Raw genomic sequence first — 26557 nt, 5'->3', positions numbered from 1 at the left:
ATTAATTGTCGTCGTCATTCGCAGCGACATCGACGATCTCGTCAAGAGAAACGTCACCATCATCATCGTCGTCATCGTCATCGTCCAGAAGATCATCGGCCAGATCGACATCTGCGTCGTCATCCAGAACGACTTCTTCGTCTGCTACAACTTTTTCGGCTGAATTTTTATCTTCTTTGTCCGCGATCATCACACGTGATTTGTTGCCGGTGTCCAGATTAACCACTTCGCCGGTATAGGGGCTGACGATCGGATCTTTGTTCAAATCATAAAAACGTTTGCCAGTTGTCGGGCAGAGGCGCTTTACACCCCATTCTTCTTTGGCCATGAATTTTCCCTTCAAGCGTCGCCATCATTTTTGAGAGTCGCAGCCAACTGCCATACCCTGCGATTACTGTCAAAGGCTTTTGAATAACATTTGCGCAATTGGCGAAAATGACGTGAATAAACCTTCGTGTTACGGTAAATATCAATACAAAATTAAAATACAGGCAGCGAACAGCAGATGATCCTTACGGGCGATCCACCTATTGAAATTGCGTTGAAACGGTCTGCGCGGGCGCGTCGGCTGTCGCTGAGGGTGTCGCGGTTGGATGGGCGCGTTACACTTTCGTTGCCCAAAAGAGTACCAGTTGAAGAAGCTCTGGCATTTGCTCAGGAGAAAGAGCACTGGATTCGCAAGCATCTTGAACAGCAGCCAAAAACAGAAAAAGTACAGATTGGGGGGCAGGTGTTGTTTGAAGGCCGGCTGTTGAAAATTGTACCCGAGACAACACGCAGGGTGCGTGCTGAACAGGATGCGCTTGTTGTTCCTGATCAACCAGCGCGCACAGCAGCTCAGATTAGAGCTTTTTTAAAAGTTGCGGCGCGTGACAGGTTGCAAGCTGCATCGGACCACTATGCATCTGCTGTTGGGTGCCCTTATGCTCGGCTAACTTTGCGTGATACGCGGTCGCGGTGGGGGTCCTGCACAGCAGAGGGAAATCTGATGTATTCCTGGCGGCTGGTCATGGCACCGACGGAAGTGCTGCGCTACGTGGCGGCGCATGAGGCAGCGCACCTGAAGGAATTAAACCATTCCCCGGCGTATTGGAGCGTTGTTGAAAAAATCTATCCGGACTATCAGGCCCCGCGGAGCTGGTTGCGAAAGAACGGTGGTTTGCTGCATCAATACAGCTTCACAGATTGACGATGCCCACTGATATGTGATCACAATATAGCATGTTGATCCATTCCCGCCCGACAGAGGCAGTAACCGCTGCTCACGACAGGTTATACCGCAGCCTGCGTAGCCAGATTATGCATGGTGAACTGGCACCCGGTCAATCCCTGACCATACGCGGGGTTGGCAAAGCCTTTGGTGTTTCCATGACCCCTGCACGCGAGGCAGTCAGGCGGCTGTCAGCAGAAGGTGCGCTGACGATGTCTACCTCGGGTCGTGTCTCGACCCCAGCGCTGTCAAACGAACGTCTGGAAGAGCTTGCCGCCTTGCGCGCCTTGCTGGAGCCAGAGCTGTCTTCCAGGGCTTTACCACGTGCTCATATCGCACTGATTGAACGTTTGCAGATGATCAACGGCACGATTTCTGAAGCCGTGGCAAAGCAGGATGCCGTTGGTTATATCCGTACCAATCTGGAGTTTCACAGAACGCTATATCTGCGTGCCCAGGCCCCGGCAATGTTAGCTATGGTCGAAACGGTCTGGTTGCAGCTTGGCCCTACGATGCGCGCCCTTTATGGACGTTTGCGCCAGACAGATCCGCCACGAAACCACCGCCTGATTATTGCGGCCCTTAGGGCAGGGGATGAGCCGGGCCTGCGATTGGCGGTGCGCACGGACGTAACTCAAGGTTTGCGCCTGCTGATCACCTAACAAGCAACCAGTTGTTTTAAAAAGAAAACGCCAGCAATATTGCTGGCGTTTCCAAGTTCTATTCAGCTGTTGGCCTCAGGAATGGATCGCCCCGTCGCCGCAGGCGAGTGCCGCTTCGCGGACTGCTTCGGAACAGGTAGGATGCGCGTGGCAGGTCAGGGCAATATCCTGTGCCGAGGCGCCAAATTCCATTGCGACGCACAATTCATGGATCAATTCACCTGCGGATGGGCCCAGAATATGCGCCCCAAGAATACGGTCTGTTTCCGCGTCAGCCAGGATTTTTACAAACCCGTCCCCCGCGAACATCGCCTTTGCGCGGCCGTTACCCATGAAGGAAAACTTGCCAACTTTATACGCGCGGCCTTCTTCTTTCAGGGTTTCTTCGGTCTTTCCCACACTTGCAACTTCGGGGGCTGTGTAGATAACGCCGGGAATAACGCCGTAGTTTACATGGCCTTTTCTGCCTGCGATTACTTCTGCAACCGCCATGCCTTCGTCTTCGGCCTTATGTGCCAGCATTGGTCCTTCGATTGCATCACCGATGGCATAAATACCTTTGACGTCAGTTTCCCAGTGATCGTTTGTCTGGATTTGACCACGCGGGAAGACAGTGACGCCTAACGCCTCAAGGCCGAGACCTTCGGTATAGGGACGACGACCGGTTGCGACGAGAACGACATCTGCATCAAGTGTATCTTCCTTGTCGTTTTTACGCAGTTTGTAAGTGACTTTGGCTTTGGCTCGCTGTTTTGTTACGCTTTGAACCGCAGCCCCCATGATGAACTTAAGCCCTTGTTTTTTCAAAGTTCTCTGGAATGTTTTACAGATTTCAAGGTCCATGCCGGGGGTGATCTGATCAAGGAACTCCACCACGGTCACATCCGTGCCAAGCCGTGCATAGACCGACCCCATTTCAAGGCCGATCACGCCCGCGCCAATCACGACCATGGTTCTTGGAACTTTTCCTAATGCCAGTGCGCCGGTCGATGTGACGACGGTTTTCTCATCCACCTCAACACCGGGAAGGTCTGAGGATTCAGAGCCGGTTGCGATAACGATGGCCTTTGCTTCATGCACCTCGTCACCGACCTTAACCTTGCCTGCCTCTGGGATAGAGCCCCAACCTTTCAGCCAGTCTACCTTGTTCTTTTTAAACAGGAATTCGATACCCTTGGTGTTCTGCCCAATGACGTCATCCTTATAGGCGAGCATTTGGGGCCAATCGACAGAGGGGCTTTTGCCCTTCAGGCCCATCTTGGCAAAGTTGTGCTCTGCCTCGTGCAGCATATGGCTTGCATGCAGAAGCGCCTTTGACGGAATGCAGCCGACGTTCAGGCAGGTGCCGCCCAGCGTGTCACGACCTTCGACACATGCGGTTTTCAGGCCAAGCTGCGCGCAGCGGATCGCGCAGACATAGCCGCCGGGGCCGCCGCCGATGATGATCACGTCATAGTTTGCCATGGGGGTCTCCTGTAGGGAATTTGTAAGTCTTTAAAGCAATCAAAGACCGTTTTTTAAACTTTTACAACTTTTTGCGGTGGAGACTTCCTGAATGTAGGGTGCCATTTTGAGAGAGACGCCAGTTTTTCGGGAAGCGGGTCGGGATGTTCTGGCGGCAGAACACCCCGGGTTCATTTTATAAATCCATCAGCAAGCGGCGCGGATCTTCGAGCGCTTCTTTGACGCGCACGAGGAATGTCACAGCACCTTTGCCGTCAACGATCCGGTGGTCGTAGCTGAGCGCCAGATACATCATCGGGCGGATCACGACCTCACCGTTGATTGCCATTGGGCGGTCCTGAATTTTGTGCATCCCCAGAATACCGGATTGCGGTGGGTTCAGGATGGGCGACGACATGAGCGAGCCGTAGACACCCCCGTTTGAGATGGTAAAGCTGCCGCCCTGCATTTCTTCCATCGACAGCTTGCCATCGCGAGCACGCGCGCCCTTTTCGGCAATTGCCTTTTCGATGGTCGCGAATGACATGCTGTCAGCATTGCGGATCACTGGTACGACAAGGCCGGTTGGAGTCCCTGCAGCGATGCCCATGTGAACGAAGTTCTTGTAGACAACATCTGTACCATCGATTTCGGCGTTGACCTCTGGTACTTCTTTCAGCGCGTGAACACAGGCCTTGGTGAAGAACGACATGAAGCCAAGCTTTACGCCATGCTTTTTCAGAAACAGGTCTTTGTATTCGTTCCGCAGGTCCATCACAGCACCCATGTCGACCTCGTTATAGGTCGTGAGCATGGCGGCGGTGTTCTGGCTTTCTTTCAGGCGGCGCGCGATGGTTTGGCGCAAGCGGGTCATTTTCACGCGCTCTTCACGCGCGGCGTCATCAGCAGCAACCGGTGCGCGTGGAACGGCAGCGGGCGCGGCTGTGGCGGGAGCAGGAGCAGGTGCCGCCGGTGCAGCAGCGGGCGTTGCGGCTTTTGCTGCAGCGGTCGCGTTCTGCACGTCTTCTTTCATGATCCGGCCATCTTTGCCCGTACCTGCCACCGTTGCTGGGTCGATGCCTTTTTCGGCCATCAGCTTGTTGGCGGATGGGGCGTTCTCGATGTCTTTGCCGGTCTCCGCTGCGGCCCCTGCCGCTGCTGTGGCTGGGGCTGCACTGGCAGCCACAGCGCCGCTCGCAGACCCGGAGATCACGCCAAGCTTTGCCGACGCCTCGACTGTTGCACCTTCGGCAGCAACTATTTCTGTAAGCACGCCACTGGCTGGTGCGGGAACCTCGACCGAGACCTTATCGGTTTCAAGTTCACATAGCATTTCGTCTTGCGCAACGGTGTCACCGACAGCTTTGAACCATGACGCAACGGTTGCTTCTGTAACGCTTTCCCCCAGGGTTGGAACCATAATGTCAACGCTGCTGGCAGTTTCTGGAGCAGCGGGTGCTGCTTTTGCCTTTGGTGCAGCAGCGGCAGCAGGTGCCGCAGCGGCGGAGGCACCTTCGGAAATGGTTGCGAGCAGGGCGCTGACACCAACAGTTTCACCTTCGGCTGCAACAATTTCACCAAGCGTTCCGGCAACCGGCGAAGGAACCTCGACCGTTACCTTGTCGGTTTCCAGCTCGCAGAGCATTTCATCAACTGCAACGCTGTCGCCGGGTTTTTTGAACCAGGTGGCGACGGTGGCTTCGGTAACGCTTTCACCCAGAGTTGGGACGCGGACTTCTGTGGACATGATCAATTACCCTTTGATGGTCAGCGCGTCATCAATGAGCGCGGCTTGTTGATGTTTGTGTTGGCTGGCAAGGCCCGTCGCGGGCGAAGCAGAGGCGGGGCGACCCGCATAGGCTGGGCGTTTGGCCGCGTTCTTCAGGCGACCCAGAACCCATTCAATATTGGGTTCCATAAAGGTCCAGCCACCTTGGTTTTTAGGTTCTTCCTGGCACCAGACGACATCGGCGTTTTTGAAACGCTGCAGTTCATTCACAAGGCTCATCGCCGGGAACGGATAGAATTGTTCGACACGCATCAGATAGATATCCTTGATGCCACGCGTGTCACGCTCTTCCAGCAGGTCGTAGTAAACTTTACCTGAACACATAACCACGCGTTTGATCTTGCTGTCGGCTGCGAGCTTGGTATCAGAGTTGCCCTTTTGTGCGTCGTCCCAAAGGATGCGGTGGAAGGATGACCCGTCTGTAAAGTCCTCTGCATTTGACACTGCCATTTTATGGCGCAGCAGCGATTTTGGTGTCATCAGGATCAGCGGTTTGCGGAAACTGCGGTGGATCTGGCGGCGCAGGATGTGAAAGTAGTTTGCAGGGGTCGTGCAGTTTGCAACGATCCAGTTGTCACCACCACACATTTGCAAGAAGCGCTCCAGCCGGGCAGAACTGTGTTCTGGCCCTTGCCCCTCAAACCCGTGCGGCAAGAGCACCACAAGGCCGGACATCCGCAGCCATTTTGATTCTCCAGAACTAATGAACTGGTCAAACATGATCTGCGCACCGTTGGCAAAATCGCCAAACTGTGCTTCCCACATTACCAAGGCGTTCGGTTCCGCCAGCGTATAGCCGTATTCAAAACCAAGCACCGCGTATTCCGAAAGCATCGAGTCGATAACTTCGTAATGCGCCTGACCTTTGCGAACGTGGTTCAGCGGGTAGTAGCGTTCTTCTGTTTCCTGACTAACGATGCCTGAATGACGGTGGCTAAAGGTGCCGCGCGTTGCGTCCTGACCTGCGAGCCGAACCGGCAGGCCCTCGGTCAGGAGCGACCCAAACGCAAGTGCTTCGCCAGTCGCCCAGTCGATGCCTTTGCCGTTTTCAAACATGGCTTTCTTGGTTTCCAGCATCCGGGCCACCGTTTTATGTACCGGATAACCTTCGGGCAGGGTGGTCAGCGCCTTACCGACCTCGGCCAGCGTGTCTTCCCTGATCGCAGTCTGGCCGCGCTGGTAGTCTTCTTTTTGCTTGTCTATGTGGGACCAGCGCCCATCGAGCCAGTCAGCCTTGTTTGGCTTGTAGTCTTTGCCGGCTTCAAATTCCTCGTTCAGATGGGCCTGAAACGCGGCTTTCATATCTTCGATTTCACCTTCGGGGATCAGACCGTCACGAACCAGACGTTCAGTATAAAGCTGCAGTGTGGTTTTTTGCTTTTTGATCTTCTGATACATCAGAGGGTTGGTGAACATTGGTTCATCCCCCTCGTTGTGCCCAAAGCGGCGGTAGCAGAAGATATCGATGACCACGTCCTTGTGGAACTTCTGGCGAAATTCCGTTGCGACCTTGGCCGCGTGAACCACGGCTTCCGGGTCATCGCCGTTCACGTGGAAAATCGGTGCCTCAACCATCAGCGCGATATCTGTTGGATAGGGCGAAGACCGGCTGAAATGCGGTGCGGTGGTAAAGCCGATCTGGTTGTTCACGATGATATGCATCGTACCGCCGGCCTTGTGGCCGACGAGCCCCGAAAGGCCGAAACATTCGGCAACCACGCCTTGCCCTGCAAAGGCAGCATCACCGTGCAGCAGCACGGGCATGACCTGTGTGCGGTCCTCGTCGTTCAACTGCTGTTGTTTTGCACGGACTTTGCCGATCACGACCGGATTAACAGCCTCAAGATGGCTTGGATTGGCTGTCAGCGAAAGGTGCACGGAGTTGCCGCTGAATTCGCGGTCAGAACTCGCACCAAGGTGATATTTTACATCGCCGGATCCATCCACATCTTCGGGTTTAAAGCTGCCGCCCTGAAACTCGTTGAAAATGGCGCGGTAGGGTTTGGCCATCACGTTGGCCAGCACCGAAAGACGCCCCCGGTGGGGCATACCGATTATGATGTCTCTGATACCAAGTGCGCCACCGCGTTTGATGATCTGCTCCATCGCTGGGATCAGGCTTTCGGCACCATCAAGGCCAAAGCGCTTGGTTCCCATGTATTTGACGTGCAGGAATTTTTCAAAACCCTCAGCCTCGACCAGCTTGTTCAGAATCGCTTTGCGCCCTTCGCGGGTAAAGGCAATTTCCTTGCCGTAACCTTCGATACGTTCTTTTAGCCAACCGGATTCTTCAGGGTTGGAAATATGCATGTATTGCAGCGCAAAGGTGCCGCAATAGGTGCGGCGTACGATATCGATGATCTGCCGCATCGTGGCGATTTGCAGCCCAAGCACATTGTCGAGGAAGATTGGGCGGTCCATGTCGCCTTCTTCAAAGCCATATGTTTTTGGATCAAGCTCTGGCCGCTGGGACTGATCGCGCATTCTGAGCGGGTCAAGGTCAGCGGCAAGGTGGCCCCGGATACGGTAGGCGCGGATGATCATCAGGGCGCGGATACTGTCGAGCACGGCGCGCTTGATGGCATCGTCAGACACCTCGACACCAACTTCGACGGCCTTGGCCTTGATCTTTTCGCCCGCCTTTTTCGGCTCTTCTATCCACTGCCCGTCAAGCGCCTGTGTCAGGTCATCGTTCGGAACCGGGGGCCAGTCCGTGCGCGCCCATGAGGGGCCGGAGGCCTCGGCCTTGACGTCCATGTCGGCGTCGCCGAGTTCCTTGAAAAACGCTTGCCATGCCTCGTCAACCGCATTCGGGTCATTGGCATAGCGGGCATAAAGCTGTTCCACATATTCCGCGTTATGCCCTTGCAAGAAGGAAGACGCGTGGAATTGGTCGTTTGGGCTTTGTTCGGTCATTTTGTTACCTCCGTAGTGGCTTAACGCCTACGAACCTCCAGGAATAAGTTGAAGCTCGGATCAAATCCCATCAATTCAGAGAAGGCTTCGCTATCTGGAATAATGGAGACAATTTCGGTAAACGTGGCACCCTCGCCGCGCGTGTGTTTGGAGCTTTGATCGGACAGACGAAGCTCTGGCAGAGAACTTCTTCCGGTGAGATCTGTTGGAAGGGGGGCAGGATGATCGAGAAAAAGCCGGCATTGGATCATTCTTCCAAGTTCAGAGATGATAGCGAATGCTCCAGCTTTGTGTACGAGTGCAGTTACGCGGACTTCAACTGGATCGCTTTGAATAGAACGTAGGAGCGTCCTTTTGGTCGACCTTTCGATTTTTTCTCTGTATCTGACAGCTCCCTCGTGTCTTTCCTGTGCCGAAACATCTGAGAGTTGACCACTTTCGACAAGATTGATTGCAGAATAGTCGGCTTCAAAAATACTAACAGCAGAAACGCCATCGTCCGAAGCCTGTTCCCAACCGTCACTAAGCAATTGCTCGACGACAGTTCGTTTTTCCAAGGAAATATCGAGACAGTGGGCGATCGCCTGATCCAAATGTTCTGATGCAATAACTGGGTAAGCAGTAAGCCCCACGATCAGGGAGGCGAGTGCAACTCGCCAGTTGCTAAAAGTTTGGGTCAAAGTTGTCATCCAATCGCTTTCAACATGTTCGTGAAATCTAATCTTATGGCCTGAAACGGTCCCATCAGAAGAACCCTTTCGCACGGCGGACACGCCGGGCAGCGCCCGAACCGCCCCCCACGGGGCGGGCGCTTTGCGTCCACCCCTGCGGTTCGGGCACTGCCCTTAGTGTATATGCTGCGTCACAAGTCACAGTTTAACCGATCGCCTTAAGCACAGCCTCGCCCAGACCCGCCGGGCTGTCAGCAACAATAATCCCGGCGGAACGCATCGCTTCGATCTTGCTTTCCGCGTCGCCTTTGCCACCGGCGACAATCGCGCCTGCGTGGCCCATGCGGCGGCCCGGAGGGGCGGTGCGGCCTGCGATGAAACCGGCGGTCGGCTTCCAGCGGCCTTTTTTCTTTTCATCGGCCAGGAATTGCGCGGCTTCTTCTTCGGCGGAACCACCGATTTCACCAATCATGATGATCGACTGGGTTTCATCATCAGCAAGGAACATTTCAAGCACGTCGATATGTTCGGTCCCTTTGATGGGGTCGCCACCGATGCCAACAGCCGTTGACTGGCCAAGGCCCATATCGGTTGTCTGTTTCACGGCCTCATACGTCAGTGTGCCAGAGCGCGAAACCACACCGCAAGAGCCGCGTTTGTGGATATGACCGGGCATGATGCCGATCTTGCAGGCCTCTGGCGTGATAACACCCGGGCAGTTTGGCCCGACAAGGCGGGAGGCAGAGCCTTCCAGCGCCCGCTGAACGCGCATCATGTCAAGCACAGGGATGCCTTCGGTGATGCAGACGATTAGTTCCATTTCGGCGTCAATCGCCTCGAGGATTGAATCTGCCGCAAAGGGCGGTGGCACGTAAATGACAGAGGCGTTCGCCCCCGTTGTGTGCCGTGCCTCGTGCACCGAGTTAAAGACCGGCAGGTCAAGGTGGGACTGCCCACCTTTGCCCGGCGTTACGCCACCAACCATTTTGGTGCCGTAAGCAATTGCCTGTTCAGAGTGGAAGGTGCCTTGCGAGCCCGTGAGGCCCTGACAGATTACCTTGGTATTTTCGTCTATGAGTACGGCCATTTGCCATTCACCCTTTATCGCTAATTTCAGCAGTTTCAGTCTGAGACCACAAAAAAGTTACATTTATTGCACAGCCGAACGCGGCACCAATTGTTGTTGCTATGGCTAAAACCCGGACGACTATATCGCCGAGAGGAACGTCAACCGTATTCATTGAACCGAGAAACATGAAGATGCCGAAGGTAACGGCAACGGCAACTAGAATCTGCCGTTTGACTCTTGAGGAAAAACTGCCTTCGCTTTTACCGAATAACCATCCGAAAAGACTTGCAGCGGTTAATGCGCACACAAAAGCTATGAGAGAGGCGGCCAACATTCGATTGCTTAATCTACCCTTTCACCGCTTTAACGATTTTCTCAGCAGCATCGCTGAGGTTGTCGGCGGCGATGACGTTGAGGCCGGAGGTGTTGATAATTTCTTTACCCCGTTCAACGTTGGTACCTTCCAGGCGCACGACGAGGGGGACCTGAAGACCAACCTCTTTCACGGCGGCAACAACCCCCTCTGCGATCACATCACAGCGCATGATGCCACCGAAGATGTTTACAAGGATGCCTTTTACGTTCGGGTCAGACGTGATGATCTTGAACGCCTCGGTCACTTTCTCGGTCGTGGCACCGCCACCAACATCAAGGAAGTTGGCAGGTTCAGACCCGTAAAGCTTGATGATGTCCATCGTCGCCATGGCTAGGCCCGCGCCGTTGACCATACAGCCGATTTCACCGTCAAGCGCGATGTAGTTCAGGTCGTATTTCGAGGCTTCAAGTTCTTTTGGGTCTTCCTCGGTCGTGTCGCGCAGTTCAGCGATGTCTGCGTGGCGGTAGACCGCGTTGCCATCAAAGCTGATTTTGGCGTCGAGCACTTTCAGGTCGCCCCTGTCTGTGACGATCAGCGGGTTGATCTCCAGCATCTCCATGTCTTTTTCGAGGAACGCTTTGTAGAGCAGGCCCATCAGCACGACACATTGTTTGACCTGCGGGCCAGCAAGACCAAGAGAAAAGGCAATGCGGCGACCGTGGAAGGCCTGGTATCCCGTGGCAGGGTCAACAGAGAAGGACAGGATCTTTCCCGGTGTGCTTGCAGCAACTTCTTCGATGTCCATGCCGCCCTCGGTCGAGCAAACAAAGGAAATGCGCGATGTTTGACGATCTACCAGCAGGGCAAGATAAAGTTCGGTTTCAATGCCAGAGCCGTCTTCGATATAGATGCGGTTAACCTGTTTGCCTGCCGGACCGGTTTGGTGGGTGACAAGCGTGCGTCCCAGCATTTTCTTGGCTTCGGTCGCCGCCTCTTCGACAGATTTGGTCAGGCGTACACCGCCTTTGTCACCAGCATCCGGCTCTTTAAAACTTCCTTTGCCGCGTCCGCCAGCGTGGATCTGCGCTTTGACAACCCAAAGCGGGCCATCCATTTCGCCCGCCGCTGTTTTTGCGTCTTCGGCTTTCAATACAACACGCCCGTCAGAAACCGGGGCGCCGTAGCTGCGAAGCAATGCCTTCGCCTGGTATTCATGAATGTTCACGAACTCATCCCATTTTGCTGCAATCTTCGACACTAAAGACTTGCATGCGCAGCAAATAAAAGAATTTATTTGAGAAAACACGCTGGTTTGGGAAATATTAACGTTTTGTGATCACAAGCTGAAATCGTGTGATCACAAAAGAAGAAGCGCTTATTTTCTAACACCATTATGAGAGAATCATCAGCTTGTTGTTTACTGTAACGTCAGAGCTAAACGAATTCTGCTGTAGACGCCGTATCTTTTTCCGCAGAATTCAGGTGAGGCAGCGCGTACTCTGTGCCCCAACCCATCAGGGCGGCGATCACAGGTTGCAGGCTCTGCCCCAGTTCTGTCAGGTCATATTCAACGCGCGGCGGCACTTCGGCATAGACCGTGCGACGGATCAATCCGTCGGCTTCCAGTTCGCGCAATTGTTTGGTCAGTGTACGGGGGGATATTCTGCAGAGCAGCCGGTTCAGTTCGTTAAAACGACGGGTGCATTCGCTTAGACGGAACAGGATGACGCCTTTCCATTTGCCCCCGATCAGATCAAGCGTTGCTTCCATCGGGCATTCCGTCAGGTTTTCTGATTTATGTCTTTGTTTACGCATATCGTGCCTTCCGCATCCAATACTATCCAAAGTGTAAGTATAGACATTATTTGTGCATACTTACGAGCGTGAAAGTAATTTGATATCGACACCGCGTCACAATCAAGGAGAAATTTACATGCTGACGCTAACCCCCGATCTTTACTGGCTCACAATAACGCTAATCATGACAGGCCTTTTCTGGGCACCGTACATTGTACAACTGATGGTGCAGCTTGGCCCTGTTAAGGCAGTCTGGGACCCAACAGGGGCACACCCACATGATGCGGACTGGGCACTCAGAGCGAAACGCGCGCACTACAACGCGGTTGAAAACATGGCGGTCTATGCCCCGCTTGTGATTTTGGTATCGGCGCTTGGCTTGAATGACGCGCTAACAGCAGGGGCAGCGGTGCTCTATTTCTGGATAAGACTGGCGCATTACTTCATTCACATCTTTGCCATTCCGGCGATCAGAACAGTCGTTTTTCTGATTGGGTTTGGTTGCCAAATGACAATGGCTGGCCGCATTCTCGGACTGTGGTAAAACCCTAGAACCATCGTGGTGCGCTTTCCAAAACTATGTGGAAGGCGCATCAAGTTTTCTTTTCAGGAGGCTTGACGGCGAAAATAGTAAAGGCAGTTGCAAGCAGGGCGGGGATGGAAGGCACAAAGGCCGCAATCGCTATCTGGAAAAATGTGGGATTGCCACCTCCTATAGAGAACGCCAAGAAGAAGTAGAGCCAACACACAAGCCAAAACAAGGCTAACGCAATCGAAATAAAAATGAGAAGTATTCTGGCCCGGACGCGCGATTCGCGTTTTCCACTTTTTGCGATTCCAATTCCGACCATCCCTGGAATGCAGAATAGCAGCAACATTGGTAACAGGTATGACAAAGCTCTTTCCTTTTCTATTCCAAAAAAGGAAATGCACGCCCGAAGGCGTGCATTCAAGAACTGGTAAGGAATTCCATACCTTAGTTAGCTTAGTGAACCGTCGATCTCTTTACAGGCTTTCACCAGGCCTTTGACCGCATCGACAGATTTGTCGAACATGGCCTGCTCGTCTTTTGACATCTTGATGTCGATGACGCGTTCAATGCCGCCAGCGCCAATAACGGTCGGGACACCAACGTACATACCGTCAAGGCCAAGGGCACCGTCAACATAAGCTGCACATGGCAACACGCGTTTCTGGTCTTTCAGGTAAGATTCGGCCATTTCAATGGCAGAGGTTGCCGGGGCATAAAAAGCAGAACCTGTTTTCAACAGACCAACAATTTCAGCACCTCCGTCGCGGGTGCGTTGTACGATCGCGTCGAGTTTTTCCTGTGTGGTCCAGCCCATGGCCACCAGATCAGGCAGTGGGATGCCGCCAACGGTGGAATAGCGTGTCAGCGGCACCATCGTGTCGCCGTGACCGCCCAGAACAAAAGCAGTGACGTCACGCATAGAAACCCCGAATTCCAGGCTCAGGAAGTGGCGGAAACGTGCTGAGTCAAGCACTCCCGCCATGCCAACAACTTTTTCATGCGGCAGGCCGGAAAATTCGCGCAGCGCCCAGACCATTGCGTCAAGCGGGTTGGTGATGCAGATGACAAATGCGTTTGGCGCGTGTGCCTTGATGCCTTCGCCAACAGATTTCATAACCTTGAGGTTAATGCCCAGCAGGTCATCGCGGCTCATGCCCGGCTTGCGCGCAACTCCGGCAGTCACGATACAAACATCAGCGCCAGCGATATCAGCGTAGGATGTCGTGCCTGACATGGCCGCATCAAAGCCCTCGGATGGGCCGGATTCCGCGATGTCGAGTGCTTTGCCCTGAGGAACGCCGTCTGCAATGTCAAATAGAACAACATCGCCAAGCTCTTTCATTGCAGCGAGGTGCGCAAGGGTGCCACCGATCTGTCCGGAGCCGATAAGTGCGATTTTGGGTCTGGCCATGAATTTGATCCTTGAAACGTTAAATTCGCAGGTTGCGTATCTATTCCTGACAGTTTTCGCAAGTCTGCTGCGCTGCGGCAAAGACGCGTATTGCCCGGTTGACCAGAGCGGAGGCTGCGCTAAGCAGGTAAGAACGGACGGTTTTTAGGGGTTTTTCACGTATGGTGATGGATTTCACCTTTTTTGCACTTGCGATCCCTGCGGTCGTGTTTGCCGGGGTATCAAAAGGCGGATTTGGCTCTGGCGCCGCTTTTGCCGCAACTCCATTGCTTGCCCTGATTCTGGAACCGGGAGTGGCGATCGGGTTGATGTTGCCGCTTTTGATGCTGATGGATGTAAGCGCACTTCGCCCTTACTGGCGTCAGTGGGATTGGCCCCATGCGCGGGCGCTGATCATTGGGGCGGTACCCGGTGTAATGCTTGGGGGCGCACTTTACTCAATTGCAAAACCTGATCTGTTCAGGTTGCTGATCGGGATTGTCGCGATCAGTTTTGTTGCGTTTCAGGGTGGGCGGGCGCTGGGCTGGATTTCCCCGGCACACAGGCCATTGACCCCTGCAGTCGGTTTGTTAGCAGGTGTTGTTGCCGGATTTACAAGCTTTATCAGCCATGCGGGCGGGCCACCTGCAGCCGTCTACTTGTTGTCGCACGGGCTGAGCAAAACTGCGTTTCAGGCGACGACGGTGATCACCTTTTGGATCATCAATTTGCTGAAGTTCGGTCCGTATTTGGCGCTTGGAATAGTTACTCAGGAAACCTTGTTTGCAGATTTGCTACTGGCACCTGTCGCGGTGTTCGGGGTCCGGCTGGGGGTCAAATTCCATTTTAAGCTGTCTGAGCGCTGGTTCTTCCTTTTGACCTACGTATTCTTGACACTGACAGGAGCGAAATTGATTTGGGATGCGCTAACTTAGGTCAGGTAGGACAGGGCGTGTTGGATCGCCAATAGCAAGGCCCCGATTCCAAATGAGAGCGTTGTCAGTTGGATTTTCAATTTTGGTCTCCTTAGCAGGCTTTACGATCTGGGCAGTCCGAAATGAAAGCCACGTGCAAAGAGCTTGCTGAAGGGAATTGAAAAAGCGGTTAACAGGGCGTGCAGGAAAGCATAATTTGCAATCGCAGCGTAAATTCTGCGATGCGGCAAATCGGGTCTTGTCAAATGGTGCGCTGTTGTGGTGTTTTGCGCAACTATATTACGGAGACGGAATCATGAGCCAAGCCGCGCGACCCTTTCGGTCAGTTCTTTATCTTCCTGCGTCAAATGCCCGGGCGCTGGAAAAAGCGCGGAGTCTGCCGACAGACGCCATCATATTTGACCTTGAAGACGCCGTTGCCGCCGAGGAAAAAGACTCTGCGCGCTGGCTTCTTTCCAGCGCACTCGCAGCTGGCGGATACGGCAAAAGAACCCTGATTGCCCGGATAAACGGGTTGGACACGCCATGGGGGCAGGCGGATGCCGAAGTAGCCCGCGATATGAAGGCTGACGCGATCTTGCTACCTAAAGTCAGCAGTGCAAAGGATGTTGATGCGCTGGCGGCGATTATTGGCAAGCGGCCTATCTGGGCGATGATGGAAACACCAACGGGTATTCTGAACGTGGTAGAAATTGCAGCGCACCCGCAAATCCAGTGTTTGGTGATGGGCACCAACGACCTTGCGAGTGAGCTGAAAAGCCGACACCGCCCTGACCGGGAACCGATGCTTGCGTCGCTTCAGCACTGCCTGTTGGCAGCGCGTGCACACGGTGTTCTGGCAATCGACGGTGTTTATAACGCTTTCAAGGACGAAGAAGGGTTGCTCGTGGAATGCAAACAGGGTCGTGACATGGGTTTTGATGGCAAAACCCTGATTCACCCTGCGCAACTTGCACCAGCCAATGAGGCTTTCGCACCGTCAGAAGAAGAAATTGACTTGGCCCGTCGTCAGATCTCTGCTTACGAGGCAGCCAAAGCCGCCGGCAAAGCAGTCGCAGTTGTGGATGGTAAGATCGTTGAGAATCTGCATATCGTGACCGCGCGGCAGGCTTTGGATAAATTAGACGCTATTGCCGCACTCGCAACTGAATGAGGCAGCAATGACACTTTTGATACTTGGTTTGATCTTATGGATCGCCGCACATTTCTTTAAACGCCTGATGCCTGATCTGCGCGCAGCACTTGGTGACAAGGGCAAGGGGCTGGTTGCGATTACTATATTGGCTGGTGTTGTTCTGATGGTTATCGGTTATCGCAGCACTGTAAACATACCAGTTTATACGCCTATGGCGGGGATGGGGCATCTGAACAATCTTCTCATGCTTATCGCGATATTTTTGATGGGTGTCGGAAAAAGCGGTGGGATTGTTGGCTCCAAGCTCCGTCATCCGATGCTGACAGGTATGCTTATCTGGGCGGTGGCGCATTTGCTGGTGAACGGGGATCAGGCATCGCTGGTTTTGTTTGGAACGATGGCCGTTTGGTCTGTTTCGGAAATGGTTCTGGTTAACCGGGGTGAAGGTACGTGGAACCAACCGGTTGCCGGTTCGATCACCAAGGACCTGCGCGTTGGTGTTGTAACGCTGGTGCTGTTCGTCATTATCGCCCTTGTTCACAATTGGTTGGGATACAGCCCGTTTCTGGGAACCTATGGATGAAGCTTTACCGATTTCTAAGTGCGGACGACACGTCTGAGTTTTGCCACAAGGTCACAGCCGCGCTGAACAAGGGGTGGGTGTTGCAGGGTGACCCAACTTACGCTTTTGACGCCGCGAATGGTGTTATGCGCTGTGGGCAAGCCGTTGTGAAAGAAACGGCAGGTACCTACAGGCCTGACATGAAACTGGGAGAGCAGTAATGGCCAAAACCAACCCCGGATGGTTTTTTGAGGATTACCGCGTCGGGCAAGTAATTGCGCACGCCGTACCACGTACCGTTTCGGGTGGGGAACGCGCACTTTACCATGCGCTCTATCCTGCGCGCCACGCGCTCTATTCTTCGGATGAGTTTGCGCGGAACTGCGGGCTTTCTGTACCGCCACTTGATGATCTTATCGCGTTTCATACCGTCTTTGGCAAAACCGTGCCTGATATATCACTGAACGCAATCGCGAACCTTGGCTATGCAGAAGGTCGCTGGTTGCTGCCTGTTGTGCCGGGTGACACTCTGCGTTCCGAAAGTGAAGTCATTGGTTTAAAGCAAAACTCCAATGGAAAATCAGGTGTGGTCTGGGTGCGGACACGCGGGTTGAACCAGCGTGACAAGGCCGTGCTGGAATATGTGCGCTGGGTGATGGTACGCAAACGCGATCTTGATGCAGCGGCCCCGGAAACCAAGGTGCCGGACCTGGCAAAGGTCGTTGCACCGGAAGATCTTGTTATTCAAGCAGGGCTCGATTTCACCAACTATAATTTCACCTTGGCAGGGGAGCCGCACAAGTGGCGCGATTACGCGATCGGCGAACAGGTGGATCACGTTGATGGCGTGACCGTCGAAGAAGCAGAGCACATGATGGCAACGCGGTTGTGGCAGAACACGGCGAAGGTGCATTTTGATGCGACAAACCGGGCAGACGGGCAGCGGCTGATCTATGGCGGGCATGTAATTTCGATGGCGCGCGCCTTGTCGTTCAATGGGCTCGCGAATGCGCAGATGGTTGTCGGGCTTAATGCGGGTGCCCACGCGAACCCCTGTTTTACTGGCGATACGGTCCGGGCATGGTCTGAAGTGCTCGATAAATCCGAGACCAATGCGCCGGGTGTCGGGGCAATTCGACTAAGATTGGTCGCGACAAAGGGTGGTGAACCATTTGTTCTGAAGGGCGATGATGGGAAATACCTGCCCGAGGTGCTGCTTGATCTGGATTACTGGGCGCTCATGCCAATGTGATCAGCCGCGCCGCGAATGAAGGTTTCAGATTTTTGAGCCTGTGCTAGGCTGCGGTGATGAGCAAGCCTGACGAAACTTCGCACGGTGTTATTGGCCGGATTAGCGGGGCCATTTTGGCGACTGCGGTATTTACATCGGCGTTGCCTGCTAAGGCTTGCGAGGTTGCGCTTGCACTTGCTGTTGATATCTCCGGTTCGGTGGACCAAAGAGAATACCAGATTCAAATGCAGGGGCTGGCCAATGGCCTGCGTGACGGGGTGATTTCCGAAGCGCTTGTTCGGGCTGAGGCAGCTATTGCACTCATTCAATGGACTGGATCGAGCCGTCAAATTCTATCGGTTCCCTGGACGCGCGTTCGCAGTTTTGAAGATGTGGAAAAGCTTGCAAGTGTTATCGAGACTGTTCCACGGGAATGGCGTAGTTTTTCAACCGCCATTGGTGATGCCTTGAATTTCACGGCAGAACATTTTTCGGATGTACCGGATTGCAAACGTTTGGTCATTGATGTCTCCGGCGACGGTGAATCCAATGAAGGCACAGAGCCGCGTGATGTGCATTCAAATCTCCAGCGTATCGGGATCACCGTCAATGCATTGGTCATTGAAAAGGCGGACGAGGATCTGACGAGTTACTTTTGGGAAAACGTGATCACCGGGCAAGGGGCATTTGTTGTGACTGCAAATGGTTTCAACGAGTACCCAGACAGAATGCGAACCAAACTTCGTAGAGAAATTACCAATCAGGTTGTCAGAAACGAACAGACAGAGAGCGAGACGAAGCTTTATGCTGTTCGTACGGATGAAGAAACTGTTTGGTGAGCACGAAACGCGGATTGTTGCTAAAATTTGTGATCACGGGATACTTTGCTGTGATCACAAGATTAAAATATTTACCCACTGTGCCAAAAAACCGCGAAATTATTGGGCTTAGTATCGTGACTCACCGTATTTTATCGGTATTGATGTGCTGAAGAGAAAACAAAGCTGAAGAGATGAAAGGGCATTCCATGGCTGACGTGAACAGGGGTAACAGGCCTCTTTCCCCACACCTCTCTATTTATCGTCCTCAGATAACATCTGTTCTGTCGATCATTCACAGGATCACAGGGGTTGGTATGTCGCTTAGCGCTGTACTGATTGTCTGGTGGTTTCTGGCTGCGGCAACCAGCCCGGAATATTTCGAGTTTGTTGACGGGCTGCTGACCTCGTGGCTGGGGCTTTTGGTTTTGGTCGCATCGCTTTGGGCCTTCTGGTTCCATTTTTTTAACGGCATTCGTCATTTACGCTGGGACGCAGGTGTTGGTCTCGGGCTTAGTGCATCCGCCCGAACTGGTTGGATCGCTGTCATCCTGTCTGTAGCGATGACCGTTCTTTGTGTCATTCTGGCTGTGTGAGGGAAAAGGGCATGTCTTATCAAACCGACCGTAGCCGCGTTTCTGGTCTTGGCTCTGCCAAAAAGGGGACGGAACATTGGGTGTCGCAACGGGTAAGTGCGATTGCACTTATTCCGCTGGCGGTTCTGTTTCTTTATACTTTCATTGGCACGCTTGGCGACGGGCACGCGGCGGTGGTTGCAAAGTATGCCGAGCCTATCCCTGCAATTATCGCCGTTATGTTCATTCTGGTGTTGTTTCGCCATCTGCGCCTTGGCGTACAGGTGGTGATCGAGGATTACATAAGTGACCATACGACCCAGTTACGCATGTTGATCCTGAACATGCTGGTCTGGCGTGGGGTTGCCATTGTCGGCTTGTTCGCCATTGCCAAAATCGCCTTTAGCGCCTGATCCGGAGAGCTTTGATGTCTGCATACGAATATGAAACCCACGAATTTGATGTTGTCGTGGTTGGCGCGGGTGGGGCCGGGTTGCGTGCAACGCTGGGCATGGCCGAACAAGGGCTCAAGACCGCCTGTGTGACCAAGGTTTTTCCAACACGCAGCCACACGGTTGCCGCGCAGGGTGGTATTGCTGCCAGCCTGTCGAACATGGGGCCGGATCACTGGCAATGGCACATGTATGACACCGTTAAGGGGTCTGACTGGCTGGGTGATACCGATGCGATGGAATATCTCGCACGTGAAGCCCCGAAAGCAGTTTATGAACTGGAACATTACGGTGTTCCGTTTTCGCGGACCGAAGATGGCAAGATTTATCAACGCCCCTTTGGGGGCCACACGACGGAGTTTGGTGAAGGCCCCCCGGTGCAACGCACCTGTGCCGCTGCTGACCGGACGGGCCATGCCATTCTGCACACGCTTTATGGCCAAAGCCTGAAGAACAACGCGGAATTCTATATCGAATATTTCGCCATTGATCTGATCATGTCCGAAGACGGCCAGTGTCAGGGTGTTCTTGCATGGAAGCTTGATGACGGCACGATGCATGTTTTCAACGCCAAGATGGTTGTGCTGGCAACGGGCGGATACGGGCGCGCATTTTTTAGCGCGACCTCGGCCCATACCTGCACTGGCGATGGCGGCGGTATGGTCGCACGGCAAGGCATGCCGCTGCAGGATATGGAGTTTGTGCAGTTCCACCCAACCGGGATTTACGGCTCTGGCTGTTTGATCACCGAAGGTGCGCGCGGCGAGGGTGGATACCTCACCAATTCGGAAGGCGAGCGGTTCATGGAACGCTACGCGCCGACCTACAAGGACCTCGCATCGCGCGATGTGGTGTCGCGTTGTATGACGATGGAAATTCGCGAAGGCCGCGGCGTTGGTGCTGAAGGTGATCATATTCACCTGCATCTCAATCACCTGCCCCCTGAAACCCTGGCGCTGCGCTTGCCGGGTATCTCTGAAAGCGCACGGATTTTTGCAGGTGTTGATCTTACCAAAGAACCCATTCCGGTTTTGCCGACCGTTCACTACAACATGGGCGGTATTCCGACGAACTACTGGGGTGAAGTTCTGGCGCCGACCAAAACGAACCCGGATGCGATTGCACCTGGCCTGATGGCGGTGGGCGAAGCTGGCTGCGCATCAGTACACGGCGCGAACCGGCTTGGCTCCAACTCGCTGATCGACCTTGTGGTCTTTGGCCGCGCTGCGGCGATCAAAGCGGGGGAAGTTGTTGACCCGAAAACTGCGAATATGCCGACGAATAAAGCATCTGTAGAACAGGCTCTCGACAGGTTCGACGGCCTGCGTCACGCGAGTGGCGGTACTTCAACCGCTGATCTGCGGCTTGAGATGCAAAAAACCATGCAGGCAGACGCAGCGGTTTTCCGAACAGATAAAACCCTTTCTGAAGGGGTTGAGAAAATGGGCGCGGTCGCGGCTAAGCTTGACGATCTGAAAGTCACTGACCGTACGCTGGTCTGGAACAGTGACCTGATGGAAACGCTTGAACTGACAAACCTGATGCCAAATGCGCTTGCGACAATCGTTGGGGCAGAGGCACGCAAGGAAAGTCGCGGCGCACATGCGCACGAGGATTATCCTGATCGTGACGACAAGAAGTGGCGCAAACACTCGCTGGCTGTTGTCGATGGCAACAAAGTCAAACTCAGCTACCGTCCAGTCCACCTGGAGCCGCTTTCCAAGCATAAAGACGGTGGTATTGATCTGAAAAAGATTGCACCAAAAGCGAGGATCTATTGATGCGTATGTTGGTTTTAACAGCGACTCTTACGGCATTGGTTGGATGCGGAAGCGGCAAAAGTTCGGCACCAGATGTTAGTGTTCAGCGGCGCGCGATTTCTGACTGTGTTTTTGAAGCACACGCGGGCAGTAACGTTGCCTTGAGCACGTCCTGGACAAGACGCGCCGGTACAACTGTACGAGCAGTTGAAAGCGATGACATCACTGCAGCAGAAGCCGCTGCGGCAAATGCTTGCGCGGATCAGAAGCTTGCACAGATGGGTTTTGGTTCTCGATCTAATGAGCGAACCACCCGCGGGCAACGTCGTGCACTGCGTGATCAACTGGCCTCTAACCTGTCGCCGCTTCCGGATGGGTACCCGATGCAGCCCGGAGATAACGAGCTTTGGGCGAGCCTGACCCCCGCACAACAAGCACGGGCGCGTCTGTTCATCCAGGATGGCAGCACGATCCGTTCTTCCCTAGAGGCAGATTAATCATGGTTGAATTAACGCTCCCCAAAAACTCGCGCATGGTGACGGGCAAAACATGGCCTAAACCAGCCGGTGCAACGAATGTTCGCAAGTTCCAGATTTATCGCTGGAACGAGGAAGACGGCAAAAACCCATCCGTCGACACATATTTCGTTGATATGGACACATGCGGCCCGATGATCCTGGACGCGCTGATCAAGATCAAGAATGAAATCGACCCGACGCTGACGTTCCGCCGGTCTTGCCGTGAGGGGATTTGCGGCTCTTGCGCGATGAATATCGGCGGCATCAACACGCTGGCCTGTATTTATGGCATGGACGAGGTGCAGGGAGACGTCAAAATCTACCCGCTGCCACATATGCCAGTGGTGCGTGATTTGATTCCAGATCTGACGCATTTCTACGCGCAGCATGCGAGCATCATGCCGTGGCTTGAGACAAAAACGAACCGTCCTGCCAAAGAATGGCGCCAGTCGATTGACGACCGCAAAAAACTGGACGGTCTTTATGAATGCGTGATGTGTGCGAGCTGTTCGACAAGCTGCCCTAGCTATTGGTGGAATGGTGACAGATATCTTGGACCAGCGGCGTTGCTCCACGCGTATCGCTGGCTGATTGACAGCCGTGACGAAGCGACGGGTGAGCGGCTTGATGAACTTGAAGATCCCTTCAAGCTTTACCGCTGCCACACCATTATGAATTGCGCAAAGACTTGCCCCAAAGGCCTGAACCCGGCCAAGGCGATTGCTGAAATCAAGAAGATGATGGTGACGCGGTCGGTCTAAGCCGTAGCGTTTCAGAATTTTGGCCTCGCCCCTGGCGGGGCCTTTTCTGTTTTCGATGATTGCAAATGAAAATTGCTGTGCGAATACTGTGCTGGTCAACTTTCCAAAGGTCTGCCAATGAAACGCACCCCAGAAACGCCCGCCCCAGATGACGCTGCTGTACGCCTGGCGATCAAGCCCGTCATTTGCTATCCGCCCGAGACGCTGCCAGCCCCGAATTTGGTGCTCTACGCGAAGGTGCGGCAAAGCCTGGAGAAAGTCAGCGAAGCAATCGCAGACCCGCGAGAGGCCGCTACCTTTCATGTGCCGGCCGGGTACTTCTTCCGGATCACCAGTGTTGAGGGGCCGCAGGTTGGAGATTTGAACCTATGGAACGCCCATGATCTGACCGAGAGGTTCTATTCTGGCAAGACCCGCGCCCTGCACGGCACACATCTTACGACTGGCGATAGAATGTGGTCCTCTTTTCCAATGATGCGTCCAATGGCAACCGTCACGCATGATACACTTGACTGGTATGGTTTCGATGAATTTGGCGGCTCTGTTCACGATGTGATTGGCACGCGCTGTGATCCTTATACGCATAACCTGCTTGCTGGCGGGCACTACCATCATTGTTGTCATTCAAACCTGATACGCGCCCTTGCGGATGAAACGGGCCTGCCGCTATCGGAGGCAGAAAAACATGTACACGATGTGCTGAACGTTTTTATGTGCACCGGTTTCACCCGCGACACCGGGCAGTATTTCATGAAAGCCAGCCCCGTGCGGCCCGGCGATTTTATTGAGTTCTTCGCAGAAATTGACCTGCTCGGCGCGCTTTCCGCCTGTCCCGGCGGGGATTGTTCATCAGAGCATTCGAGCGATACCGCAGCCTGTTACCCCCTGTTGATCGAAGTGTTCAAGCCAGCCGAAGGCGCGTTAGCGGGTTGGCAGGCTCCGGTTGCCAATGGGTATGACCGGAGCCACGGTAGGGGTTAGGTGCGGATATAGTGCAGCGTGTTAAACCCTGAACGCAATTCTGCAACTTCAGCAGCCAGCGCTTCGGGTGCGTTGGCGCGCAATGCAGATGTGATGAGCCGTGCAAGTTTCTGTGCATGGCTTTCATCAACACCCCAGCGCACGAGTTCCGGTGTGCCGATACGCAGGCCGTTCATATCCCCGGCTACGGGATCACTTGGCAGACCAATTCCGCATGCCAGAAATCCTGCCTTGCGCAGGGATTTGGATGCAGCCTGACCACCGCCAAACCCCACCGCTTCAATCGCAAACTGGTGTGACTGGGTATATCCCTGATCGGCAGCAAAAACGGGCAACCCTTCGGCGGCAAGTGCTGTGGCTAAGGCTTGAGCCACGCTGACCATCTTTTCTGCATAGGCTGCACCGTATTCGCGCCAGTCAAGCATGCTCAGCGCAAGTGCTGCGGATTTTGCCGCGTCAAAGTTCGCGGTCATACCGGGGAAGGCAATCGCGTCTAACCGCTCGGCAATTTCGGCGTCATTGGTAACGATAAGCCCACCAGCAGGCCCGCCAAGGCTTTTGTAGGTGCTCATCGTCATCAGGTGCGCGCCTTCGCTCAATGGGTTCGCCCATGCGCGCCCTGCGATAATGCCGCATTGATGTGCTGCGTCAAACAACAGCTTTGCGCCAACACTGTCGGCAATTGCGCGGACCTCGCGTACAGGATGCGGAAACAGGTTCAGGCTACCGCCAAGCGTAATCAGTTTTGGGCGCACCTGTTCGGTCAGCGTGCGAAGGCCATCGAGATCAACTGTATAGCCATCTGCGTTTACGGGTGCCGCGTGGCTTACAAGACCATAAAGCCCGGCGCAGCCATCGGCGTGATGCGTGACATGACCGCCAATAGAAGCAGGCGGCACGATGATCGCATCACCCGGTTTGCAAATCGCCATGAAACCATAAAGGTTTGACAGCGCACCCGAAGCGACGCGGATTTCTGCATAGGATGCGTCAAAAATTTCAGCGCTGAGTTCTGCAGCGATGACTTCAATCTCTTCTATTGCCTCCAGCCCCATTTCGTATTTGTCGCCGGGATAGCCGAGCGACGGGCGTGACCCTAAACCCCGTGCAAGCATCGCTTCAGCCGCAGGGTTCATCACGTTTGTTGCCGGGTTGAGGTTGAAACACTCACGCTCGTGAATGCGCTGATTTTCATCTGCCAGTGCGTCAAGGCGTGTGGCGATATCCTTCGCAGAGGCCCCGGCTGTTTGCGCCGCAAGCTTCTGGATATAGGTTTCGCAATTCTCAGGCACCCAAGGGCGGTGTGAAAGATGGGTCATTTCATGCTCCGGTTTTCTTGCTGCCAAAGGAACAGGCCCTTGCGTTTTGCGCAAATGAGTTTTTATATAATTTAGGTGTAGAAAATCTAAGGCTTAGAATGGCAATTGTTCCTCCACGGCCAAAGGGGCCACCGCTGAACGCGCTTCGTGCCTTCGAAGCCGCCGCACGGCTGGGCGGGTTTACCAAAGCAGCTGACGAGCTTTGTGTGACGCCGGGCGCGATAACCCAGCATATCAAAACGCTGGAAACATGGGCGGGTGCGCCTTTGTTTAATCGTCAGCCACAGGGCGTGCAACTGTCGCCGCTCGGGCACAAGATCGCTGCCGAGTTCAGCGCGGCTTTTGACAGGTTGGGGCAGGCGGTTCAGGCGCTGCGTACAGAAGCGGCGCCGCAACTTGTGCAAATAGCGGCTTTGCCGAGCATCGCGCAGCTATGGCTTTCACCACGTTTGCCAGCCATTCGCAAAGCTTTGCCAGAGGTGACGCTTTCGGTAACGGCAATGGAAACCCCGCCAAATATGTTGCGGGACCCGTTTGACCTGACAATCTTTTTTTCTGATGAGCCGTCGGGTGGTTCACTGTTTTCGCTAGGCACGGATGTGATCTTTCCGGTGTGCGCACCGGAAGTGGCGGAAGGTTTGCAGCATGTTAAAGACCTTGCGAACTACCCGATGATCGGTGACGCCAGTTGGGCCAATGACTGGCAAATCTGGCTACGTGCGGAACACCCAAAGCTTAGCGTATCGGTAAAAGGCCCGACCTATTCGCTTTACAGTCTGGCGGTTGACGAAGCGGTAAATGGAGCAGGCGTGTTGATGGGGCACGAAACACTGGTCCGCAGTCATCTGAAGGCCGGGCGCCTTGTTGCGCCATTTTCCGGAAAGGTTTCGCTGGAACGAAGCTTGTTGCTTGCGCTTGCTCATAGGCCAAAACCCGGCAGCACGATCAGCCGCTTGTGTGACATGCTTGTCGAGGCGGCTTGAAAGCAGCCCGAGGTATAACCGGATGCGTTAGGCGAACGCGGCTTCCAGCGCGATTTCAACCATATCACCAAAGCTTTTCTCGCGCTGTTCCGATGGCATCGCTTCTCCGCTTAACAGGTGGTCACTTACGGTCAGAACGGCCAGCGCGCGGCAGCCATATCGTGCGGCAAGATTGTAAAGCTCTGCCGCTTCCATCTCGACGGCCAGAATGCCGTGCCGGGTCATTTGTTCATTTAAATCAGGGCGTTCGTCGTAGAACACGTCCGACGAATAGATGCCGCCGACATGGGTTTGAACCCCCTTAGCCTCAGCCGCATGAAACGCCCGATGCAAGAGGTGAAAATCAGCTGTGGGCGCAAAGTTGAACTCTTTGAAAATCGCGCTTGAGGGGGTCGAGAGCGAAGAGGCAGTTGAGGCCAGAACAAGATCGCGCAGTTTCACCTTTTCTTGCATCGCCCCGGCAGACCCGATGCGGATAAGTGTTTTCGCGCCATAATCCCTGATCAACTCGTTCACGTAGATTGACAGGCTTGGCATGCCCATACCACTGCCCTGAATGGTGACACGGTTCCCTTTGTAGGTGCCTGTGTAACCCAGCATCCCGCGTACTTCGTTGACCAGCTTTGCATCTGTCAGAAAAGCGTCCGCCGCCCAACGTGCGCGGTAAGGATCGCCCGGCAAAAGCACGGTTTCAGTGATGTCGCCGGGTTTGGCACCAATGTGGATGGTCAT

The 26557-nt window shown here is 54.2% G+C and carries 29 protein-coding genes; 16 read left to right on the top strand and 13 right to left on the bottom strand.

The features are described 5' to 3' along the window. Position 1 precedes the first annotated feature (1 nt). Positions 2-328 (bottom strand): TIGR02300 family protein, encoded by a 327-nt coding sequence (locus J4E70_RS08750; protein ID WP_213888713.1) that lies wholly within the window; start codon positions 326-328, stop codon positions 2-4. Between the two features lie 177 nt (positions 329-505). On the opposite strand from J4E70_RS08750, the gene J4E70_RS08745 reads away from it, so the two are divergent. Together J4E70_RS08745 and J4E70_RS08740 are read left to right on the top strand one after the other, a co-directional pair. Further along, on the top strand, positions 506-1189 hold the full coding sequence (locus J4E70_RS08745) for a M48 family metallopeptidase (RefSeq protein WP_213888712.1): 684 nt from the start codon (positions 506-508) through the stop codon (positions 1187-1189). 32 nt (positions 1190-1221) lie between these two features. Continuing rightward, the gene (locus J4E70_RS08740) at positions 1222-1872 is read left to right on the top strand and encodes a GntR family transcriptional regulator (RefSeq protein ID WP_213888711.1); all 651 of its coding nucleotides are present in this window, start codon (positions 1222-1224) and stop codon (positions 1870-1872) included. Between the two features lie 75 nt (positions 1873-1947). Here J4E70_RS08740 and lpdA read toward each other — a convergent pair whose 3' ends face one another. The 8 genes from lpdA to J4E70_RS08700 form a co-directional block, all read right to left on the bottom strand. Further along, positions 1948-3336, bottom strand: a complete 1389-nt coding sequence (gene lpdA, locus J4E70_RS08735) for a dihydrolipoyl dehydrogenase (protein ID WP_213888710.1) — start codon at positions 3334-3336, stop codon at positions 1948-1950. A gap of 175 nt (positions 3337-3511) precedes the next feature. Then, on the bottom strand, positions 3512-5062 hold the full coding sequence (gene odhB, locus J4E70_RS08730) for a 2-oxoglutarate dehydrogenase complex dihydrolipoyllysine-residue succinyltransferase (RefSeq protein ID WP_213888709.1): 1551 nt from the start codon (positions 5060-5062) through the stop codon (positions 3512-3514). 6 nt (positions 5063-5068) lie between these two features. Continuing rightward, complete coding sequence (locus tag J4E70_RS08725) at positions 5069-8020, bottom strand: 2-oxoglutarate dehydrogenase E1 component (protein ID WP_213888708.1); 2952 nt, start codon at positions 8018-8020, stop codon at positions 5069-5071. Between the two features lie 20 nt (positions 8021-8040). Next, positions 8041-8709, bottom strand: a complete 669-nt coding sequence (locus J4E70_RS08720; protein WP_213888707.1) for a hypothetical protein — start codon at positions 8707-8709, stop codon at positions 8041-8043. 187 nt (positions 8710-8896) lie between these two features. Next, complete coding sequence (sucD, locus tag J4E70_RS08715) at positions 8897-9778, bottom strand: succinate--CoA ligase subunit alpha (protein WP_213888706.1); 882 nt, start codon at positions 9776-9778, stop codon at positions 8897-8899. A 7-nt stretch (positions 9779-9785) separates the two neighbouring features. After that, positions 9786-10091: a hypothetical protein gene (locus J4E70_RS08710; protein ID WP_213888705.1), complete on the bottom strand. Its 306-nt coding sequence runs from the start codon at positions 10089-10091 to the stop codon at positions 9786-9788. A gap of 16 nt (positions 10092-10107) precedes the next feature. Beyond that, positions 10108-11301 carry an ADP-forming succinate--CoA ligase subunit beta gene (gene sucC, locus J4E70_RS08705; protein ID WP_213888739.1) on the bottom strand — a complete coding sequence of 398 codons (1194 nt, stop codon included), beginning with the start codon at positions 11299-11301 and terminating at the stop codon, positions 10108-10110. A 209-nt stretch (positions 11302-11510) separates the two neighbouring features. After that, positions 11511-11891: a winged helix-turn-helix transcriptional regulator gene (locus tag J4E70_RS08700; protein ID WP_213888704.1), complete on the bottom strand. Its 381-nt coding sequence runs from the start codon at positions 11889-11891 to the stop codon at positions 11511-11513. Positions 11892-12009: 118 nt separating this feature from the next. Between J4E70_RS08700 and J4E70_RS08695 the strand changes: the two genes are divergently transcribed. Further along, entirely contained in the window at positions 12010-12417 is a 408-nt protein-coding gene (locus tag J4E70_RS08695; RefSeq protein ID WP_213888703.1) for an MAPEG family protein, read from the top strand. 49 nt (positions 12418-12466) lie between these two features. Here J4E70_RS08695 and J4E70_RS08690 read toward each other — a convergent pair whose 3' ends face one another. Next, entirely contained in the window at positions 12467-12769 is a 303-nt protein-coding gene (locus J4E70_RS08690) for a hypothetical protein (protein ID WP_213888702.1), read from the bottom strand. Between the two features lie 84 nt (positions 12770-12853). Beyond that, the gene (gene mdh / locus J4E70_RS08685) at positions 12854-13816 is read right to left on the bottom strand and encodes a malate dehydrogenase (protein ID WP_213888701.1); all 963 of its coding nucleotides are present in this window, start codon (positions 13814-13816) and stop codon (positions 12854-12856) included. A 161-nt stretch (positions 13817-13977) separates the two neighbouring features. On the opposite strand from mdh, the gene J4E70_RS08680 reads away from it, so the two are divergent. From J4E70_RS08680 to J4E70_RS08625, 12 genes are all read left to right on the top strand, one after another. Then, complete coding sequence (locus J4E70_RS08680) at positions 13978-14730, top strand: sulfite exporter TauE/SafE family protein (RefSeq protein WP_213888700.1); 753 nt, start codon at positions 13978-13980, stop codon at positions 14728-14730. Positions 14731-15025: 295 nt separating this feature from the next. Beyond that, complete coding sequence (locus J4E70_RS08675) at positions 15026-15883, top strand: HpcH/HpaI aldolase/citrate lyase family protein (protein ID WP_213888699.1); 858 nt, start codon at positions 15026-15028, stop codon at positions 15881-15883. Positions 15884-15890: 7 nt separating this feature from the next. Then, positions 15891-16448, top strand: coding sequence for an NnrU family protein (locus J4E70_RS08670; protein WP_213888698.1), 558 nt, complete (start codon positions 15891-15893; stop codon positions 16446-16448). Beyond that, positions 16445-16648, top strand: coding sequence for a DUF1737 domain-containing protein (locus J4E70_RS08665; RefSeq protein ID WP_213888697.1), 204 nt, complete (start codon positions 16445-16447; stop codon positions 16646-16648). Before J4E70_RS08670 ends, J4E70_RS08665 begins: the two co-directional genes overlap by 4 nt. Next, complete coding sequence (locus J4E70_RS08660; RefSeq protein ID WP_213888696.1) at positions 16648-17679, top strand: MaoC family dehydratase; 1032 nt, start codon at positions 16648-16650, stop codon at positions 17677-17679. The genes J4E70_RS08665 and J4E70_RS08660 overlap by 1 nt, the downstream gene beginning before the upstream one ends. A 56-nt stretch (positions 17680-17735) precedes the next feature. Next, positions 17736-18497 (top strand): DUF1194 domain-containing protein, encoded by a 762-nt coding sequence (locus tag J4E70_RS08655; RefSeq protein ID WP_213888695.1) that lies wholly within the window; start codon positions 17736-17738, stop codon positions 18495-18497. A gap of 188 nt (positions 18498-18685) precedes the next feature. Then, positions 18686-19072: a succinate dehydrogenase, cytochrome b556 subunit gene (gene sdhC / locus J4E70_RS08650; RefSeq protein WP_213888694.1), complete on the top strand. Its 387-nt coding sequence runs from the start codon at positions 18686-18688 to the stop codon at positions 19070-19072. An 11-nt stretch (positions 19073-19083) separates the two neighbouring features. After that, positions 19084-19464 carry a succinate dehydrogenase, hydrophobic membrane anchor protein gene (gene sdhD, locus J4E70_RS08645; RefSeq protein WP_213888693.1) on the top strand — a complete coding sequence of 127 codons (381 nt, stop codon included), beginning with the start codon at positions 19084-19086 and terminating at the stop codon, positions 19462-19464. A gap of 14 nt (positions 19465-19478) precedes the next feature. Next, positions 19479-21284, top strand: coding sequence for a succinate dehydrogenase flavoprotein subunit (sdhA, locus tag J4E70_RS08640; RefSeq protein WP_213888692.1), 1806 nt, complete (start codon positions 19479-19481; stop codon positions 21282-21284). Beyond that, on the top strand, positions 21284-21760 hold the full coding sequence (locus J4E70_RS08635) for a hypothetical protein (RefSeq protein WP_213888691.1): 477 nt from the start codon (positions 21284-21286) through the stop codon (positions 21758-21760). Before sdhA ends, J4E70_RS08635 begins: the two co-directional genes overlap by 1 nt. Before the next feature lie 2 nt (positions 21761-21762). Beyond that, a complete protein-coding gene (locus J4E70_RS08630; protein WP_213888690.1) occupies positions 21763-22542 on the top strand; it encodes a succinate dehydrogenase iron-sulfur subunit in 780 nt (259 codons plus the stop codon). Positions 22543-22659: 117 nt separating this feature from the next. Then, positions 22660-23523, top strand: coding sequence for an urea carboxylase-associated family protein (locus J4E70_RS08625; RefSeq protein ID WP_213888689.1), 864 nt, complete (start codon positions 22660-22662; stop codon positions 23521-23523). On the opposite strand, the gene J4E70_RS08620 is transcribed toward J4E70_RS08625, so the two are convergent. Then, positions 23520-24842: a serine hydroxymethyltransferase gene (locus J4E70_RS08620; RefSeq protein WP_213888688.1), complete on the bottom strand. Its 1323-nt coding sequence runs from the start codon at positions 24840-24842 to the stop codon at positions 23520-23522. The genes J4E70_RS08625 and J4E70_RS08620 overlap by 4 nt on opposite strands. Before the next feature lie 98 nt (positions 24843-24940). Here J4E70_RS08620 and J4E70_RS08615 point away from each other — a divergent pair, with 98 nt between their 5' ends. After that, positions 24941-25825, top strand: coding sequence for a LysR substrate-binding domain-containing protein (locus tag J4E70_RS08615; RefSeq protein WP_213888687.1), 885 nt, complete (start codon positions 24941-24943; stop codon positions 25823-25825). Between the two features lie 27 nt (positions 25826-25852). On the opposite strand, the gene deoD is transcribed toward J4E70_RS08615, so the two are convergent. Beyond that, positions 25853-26557 carry a purine-nucleoside phosphorylase gene (deoD, locus tag J4E70_RS08610; RefSeq protein ID WP_213888686.1) on the bottom strand — a complete coding sequence of 235 codons (705 nt, stop codon included), beginning with the start codon at positions 26555-26557 and terminating at the stop codon, positions 25853-25855.

Source organism: Pseudohalocynthiibacter aestuariivivens, from assembly GCF_018457175.1.
Taxonomy (GTDB): domain Bacteria; phylum Pseudomonadota; class Alphaproteobacteria; order Rhodobacterales; family Rhodobacteraceae; genus Pseudohalocynthiibacter; species Pseudohalocynthiibacter aestuariivivens.
Note: the sequence above shows the minus strand (reverse complement) of the source record. Positions and strands in the feature narration are given on the sequence as shown.

Excerpts from the sequence above, each read along its gene's own strand:
- J4E70_RS08750 (WP_213888713.1), bottom strand. The coding sequence starts at position 328 with ATGGCCAAAGAAGAATGGGGTGTAAAGCGCCTCTGCCCGACAACTGGC.
- J4E70_RS08745 (WP_213888712.1), top strand. The coding sequence starts at position 506 with ATGATCCTTACGGGCGATCCACCTATTGAAATTGCGTTGAAACGGTCT.
- J4E70_RS08740 (WP_213888711.1), top strand. The coding sequence starts at position 1,222 with ATGTTGATCCATTCCCGCCCGACAGAGGCAGTAACCGCTGCTCACGAC.
- lpdA (WP_213888710.1), bottom strand. The coding sequence starts at position 3,336 with ATGGCAAACTATGACGTGATCATCATCGGCGGCGGCCCCGGCGGCTAT.
- odhB (WP_213888709.1), bottom strand. The coding sequence starts at position 5,062 with ATGTCCACAGAAGTCCGCGTCCCAACTCTGGGTGAAAGCGTTACCGAA.
- J4E70_RS08725 (WP_213888708.1), bottom strand. The coding sequence starts at position 8,020 with ATGACCGAACAAAGCCCAAACGACCAATTCCACGCGTCTTCCTTCTTG.
- J4E70_RS08720 (WP_213888707.1), bottom strand. The coding sequence starts at position 8,709 with ATGACAACTTTGACCCAAACTTTTAGCAACTGGCGAGTTGCACTCGCC.
- sucD (WP_213888706.1), bottom strand. The coding sequence starts at position 9,778 with ATGGCCGTACTCATAGACGAAAATACCAAGGTAATCTGTCAGGGCCTC.
- J4E70_RS08700 (WP_213888704.1), bottom strand. The coding sequence starts at position 11,891 with ATGCGTAAACAAAGACATAAATCAGAAAACCTGACGGAATGCCCGATG.
- J4E70_RS08695 (WP_213888703.1), top strand. The coding sequence starts at position 12,010 with ATGCTGACGCTAACCCCCGATCTTTACTGGCTCACAATAACGCTAATC.
- mdh (WP_213888701.1), bottom strand. The coding sequence starts at position 13,816 with ATGGCCAGACCCAAAATCGCACTTATCGGCTCCGGACAGATCGGTGGC.
- J4E70_RS08680 (WP_213888700.1), top strand. The coding sequence starts at position 13,978 with ATGGTGATGGATTTCACCTTTTTTGCACTTGCGATCCCTGCGGTCGTG.
- J4E70_RS08675 (WP_213888699.1), top strand. The coding sequence starts at position 15,026 with ATGAGCCAAGCCGCGCGACCCTTTCGGTCAGTTCTTTATCTTCCTGCG.
- J4E70_RS08670 (WP_213888698.1), top strand. The coding sequence starts at position 15,891 with ATGACACTTTTGATACTTGGTTTGATCTTATGGATCGCCGCACATTTC.
- J4E70_RS08665 (WP_213888697.1), top strand. The coding sequence starts at position 16,445 with ATGAAGCTTTACCGATTTCTAAGTGCGGACGACACGTCTGAGTTTTGC.
- J4E70_RS08660 (WP_213888696.1), top strand. The coding sequence starts at position 16,648 with ATGGCCAAAACCAACCCCGGATGGTTTTTTGAGGATTACCGCGTCGGG.
- J4E70_RS08655 (WP_213888695.1), top strand. The coding sequence starts at position 17,736 with ATGAGCAAGCCTGACGAAACTTCGCACGGTGTTATTGGCCGGATTAGC.
- sdhC (WP_213888694.1), top strand. The coding sequence starts at position 18,686 with ATGGCTGACGTGAACAGGGGTAACAGGCCTCTTTCCCCACACCTCTCT.
- sdhD (WP_213888693.1), top strand. The coding sequence starts at position 19,084 with ATGTCTTATCAAACCGACCGTAGCCGCGTTTCTGGTCTTGGCTCTGCC.
- sdhA (WP_213888692.1), top strand. The coding sequence starts at position 19,479 with ATGTCTGCATACGAATATGAAACCCACGAATTTGATGTTGTCGTGGTT.
- J4E70_RS08635 (WP_213888691.1), top strand. The coding sequence starts at position 21,284 with ATGCGTATGTTGGTTTTAACAGCGACTCTTACGGCATTGGTTGGATGC.
- J4E70_RS08630 (WP_213888690.1), top strand. The coding sequence starts at position 21,763 with ATGGTTGAATTAACGCTCCCCAAAAACTCGCGCATGGTGACGGGCAAA.
- J4E70_RS08625 (WP_213888689.1), top strand. The coding sequence starts at position 22,660 with ATGAAACGCACCCCAGAAACGCCCGCCCCAGATGACGCTGCTGTACGC.
- J4E70_RS08620 (WP_213888688.1), bottom strand. The coding sequence starts at position 24,842 with ATGACCCATCTTTCACACCGCCCTTGGGTGCCTGAGAATTGCGAAACC.
- J4E70_RS08615 (WP_213888687.1), top strand. The coding sequence starts at position 24,941 with ATGGCAATTGTTCCTCCACGGCCAAAGGGGCCACCGCTGAACGCGCTT.
- deoD (WP_213888686.1), bottom strand. The coding sequence starts at position 26,557 with ATGACCATCCACATTGGTGCCAAACCCGGCGACATCACTGAAACCGTG.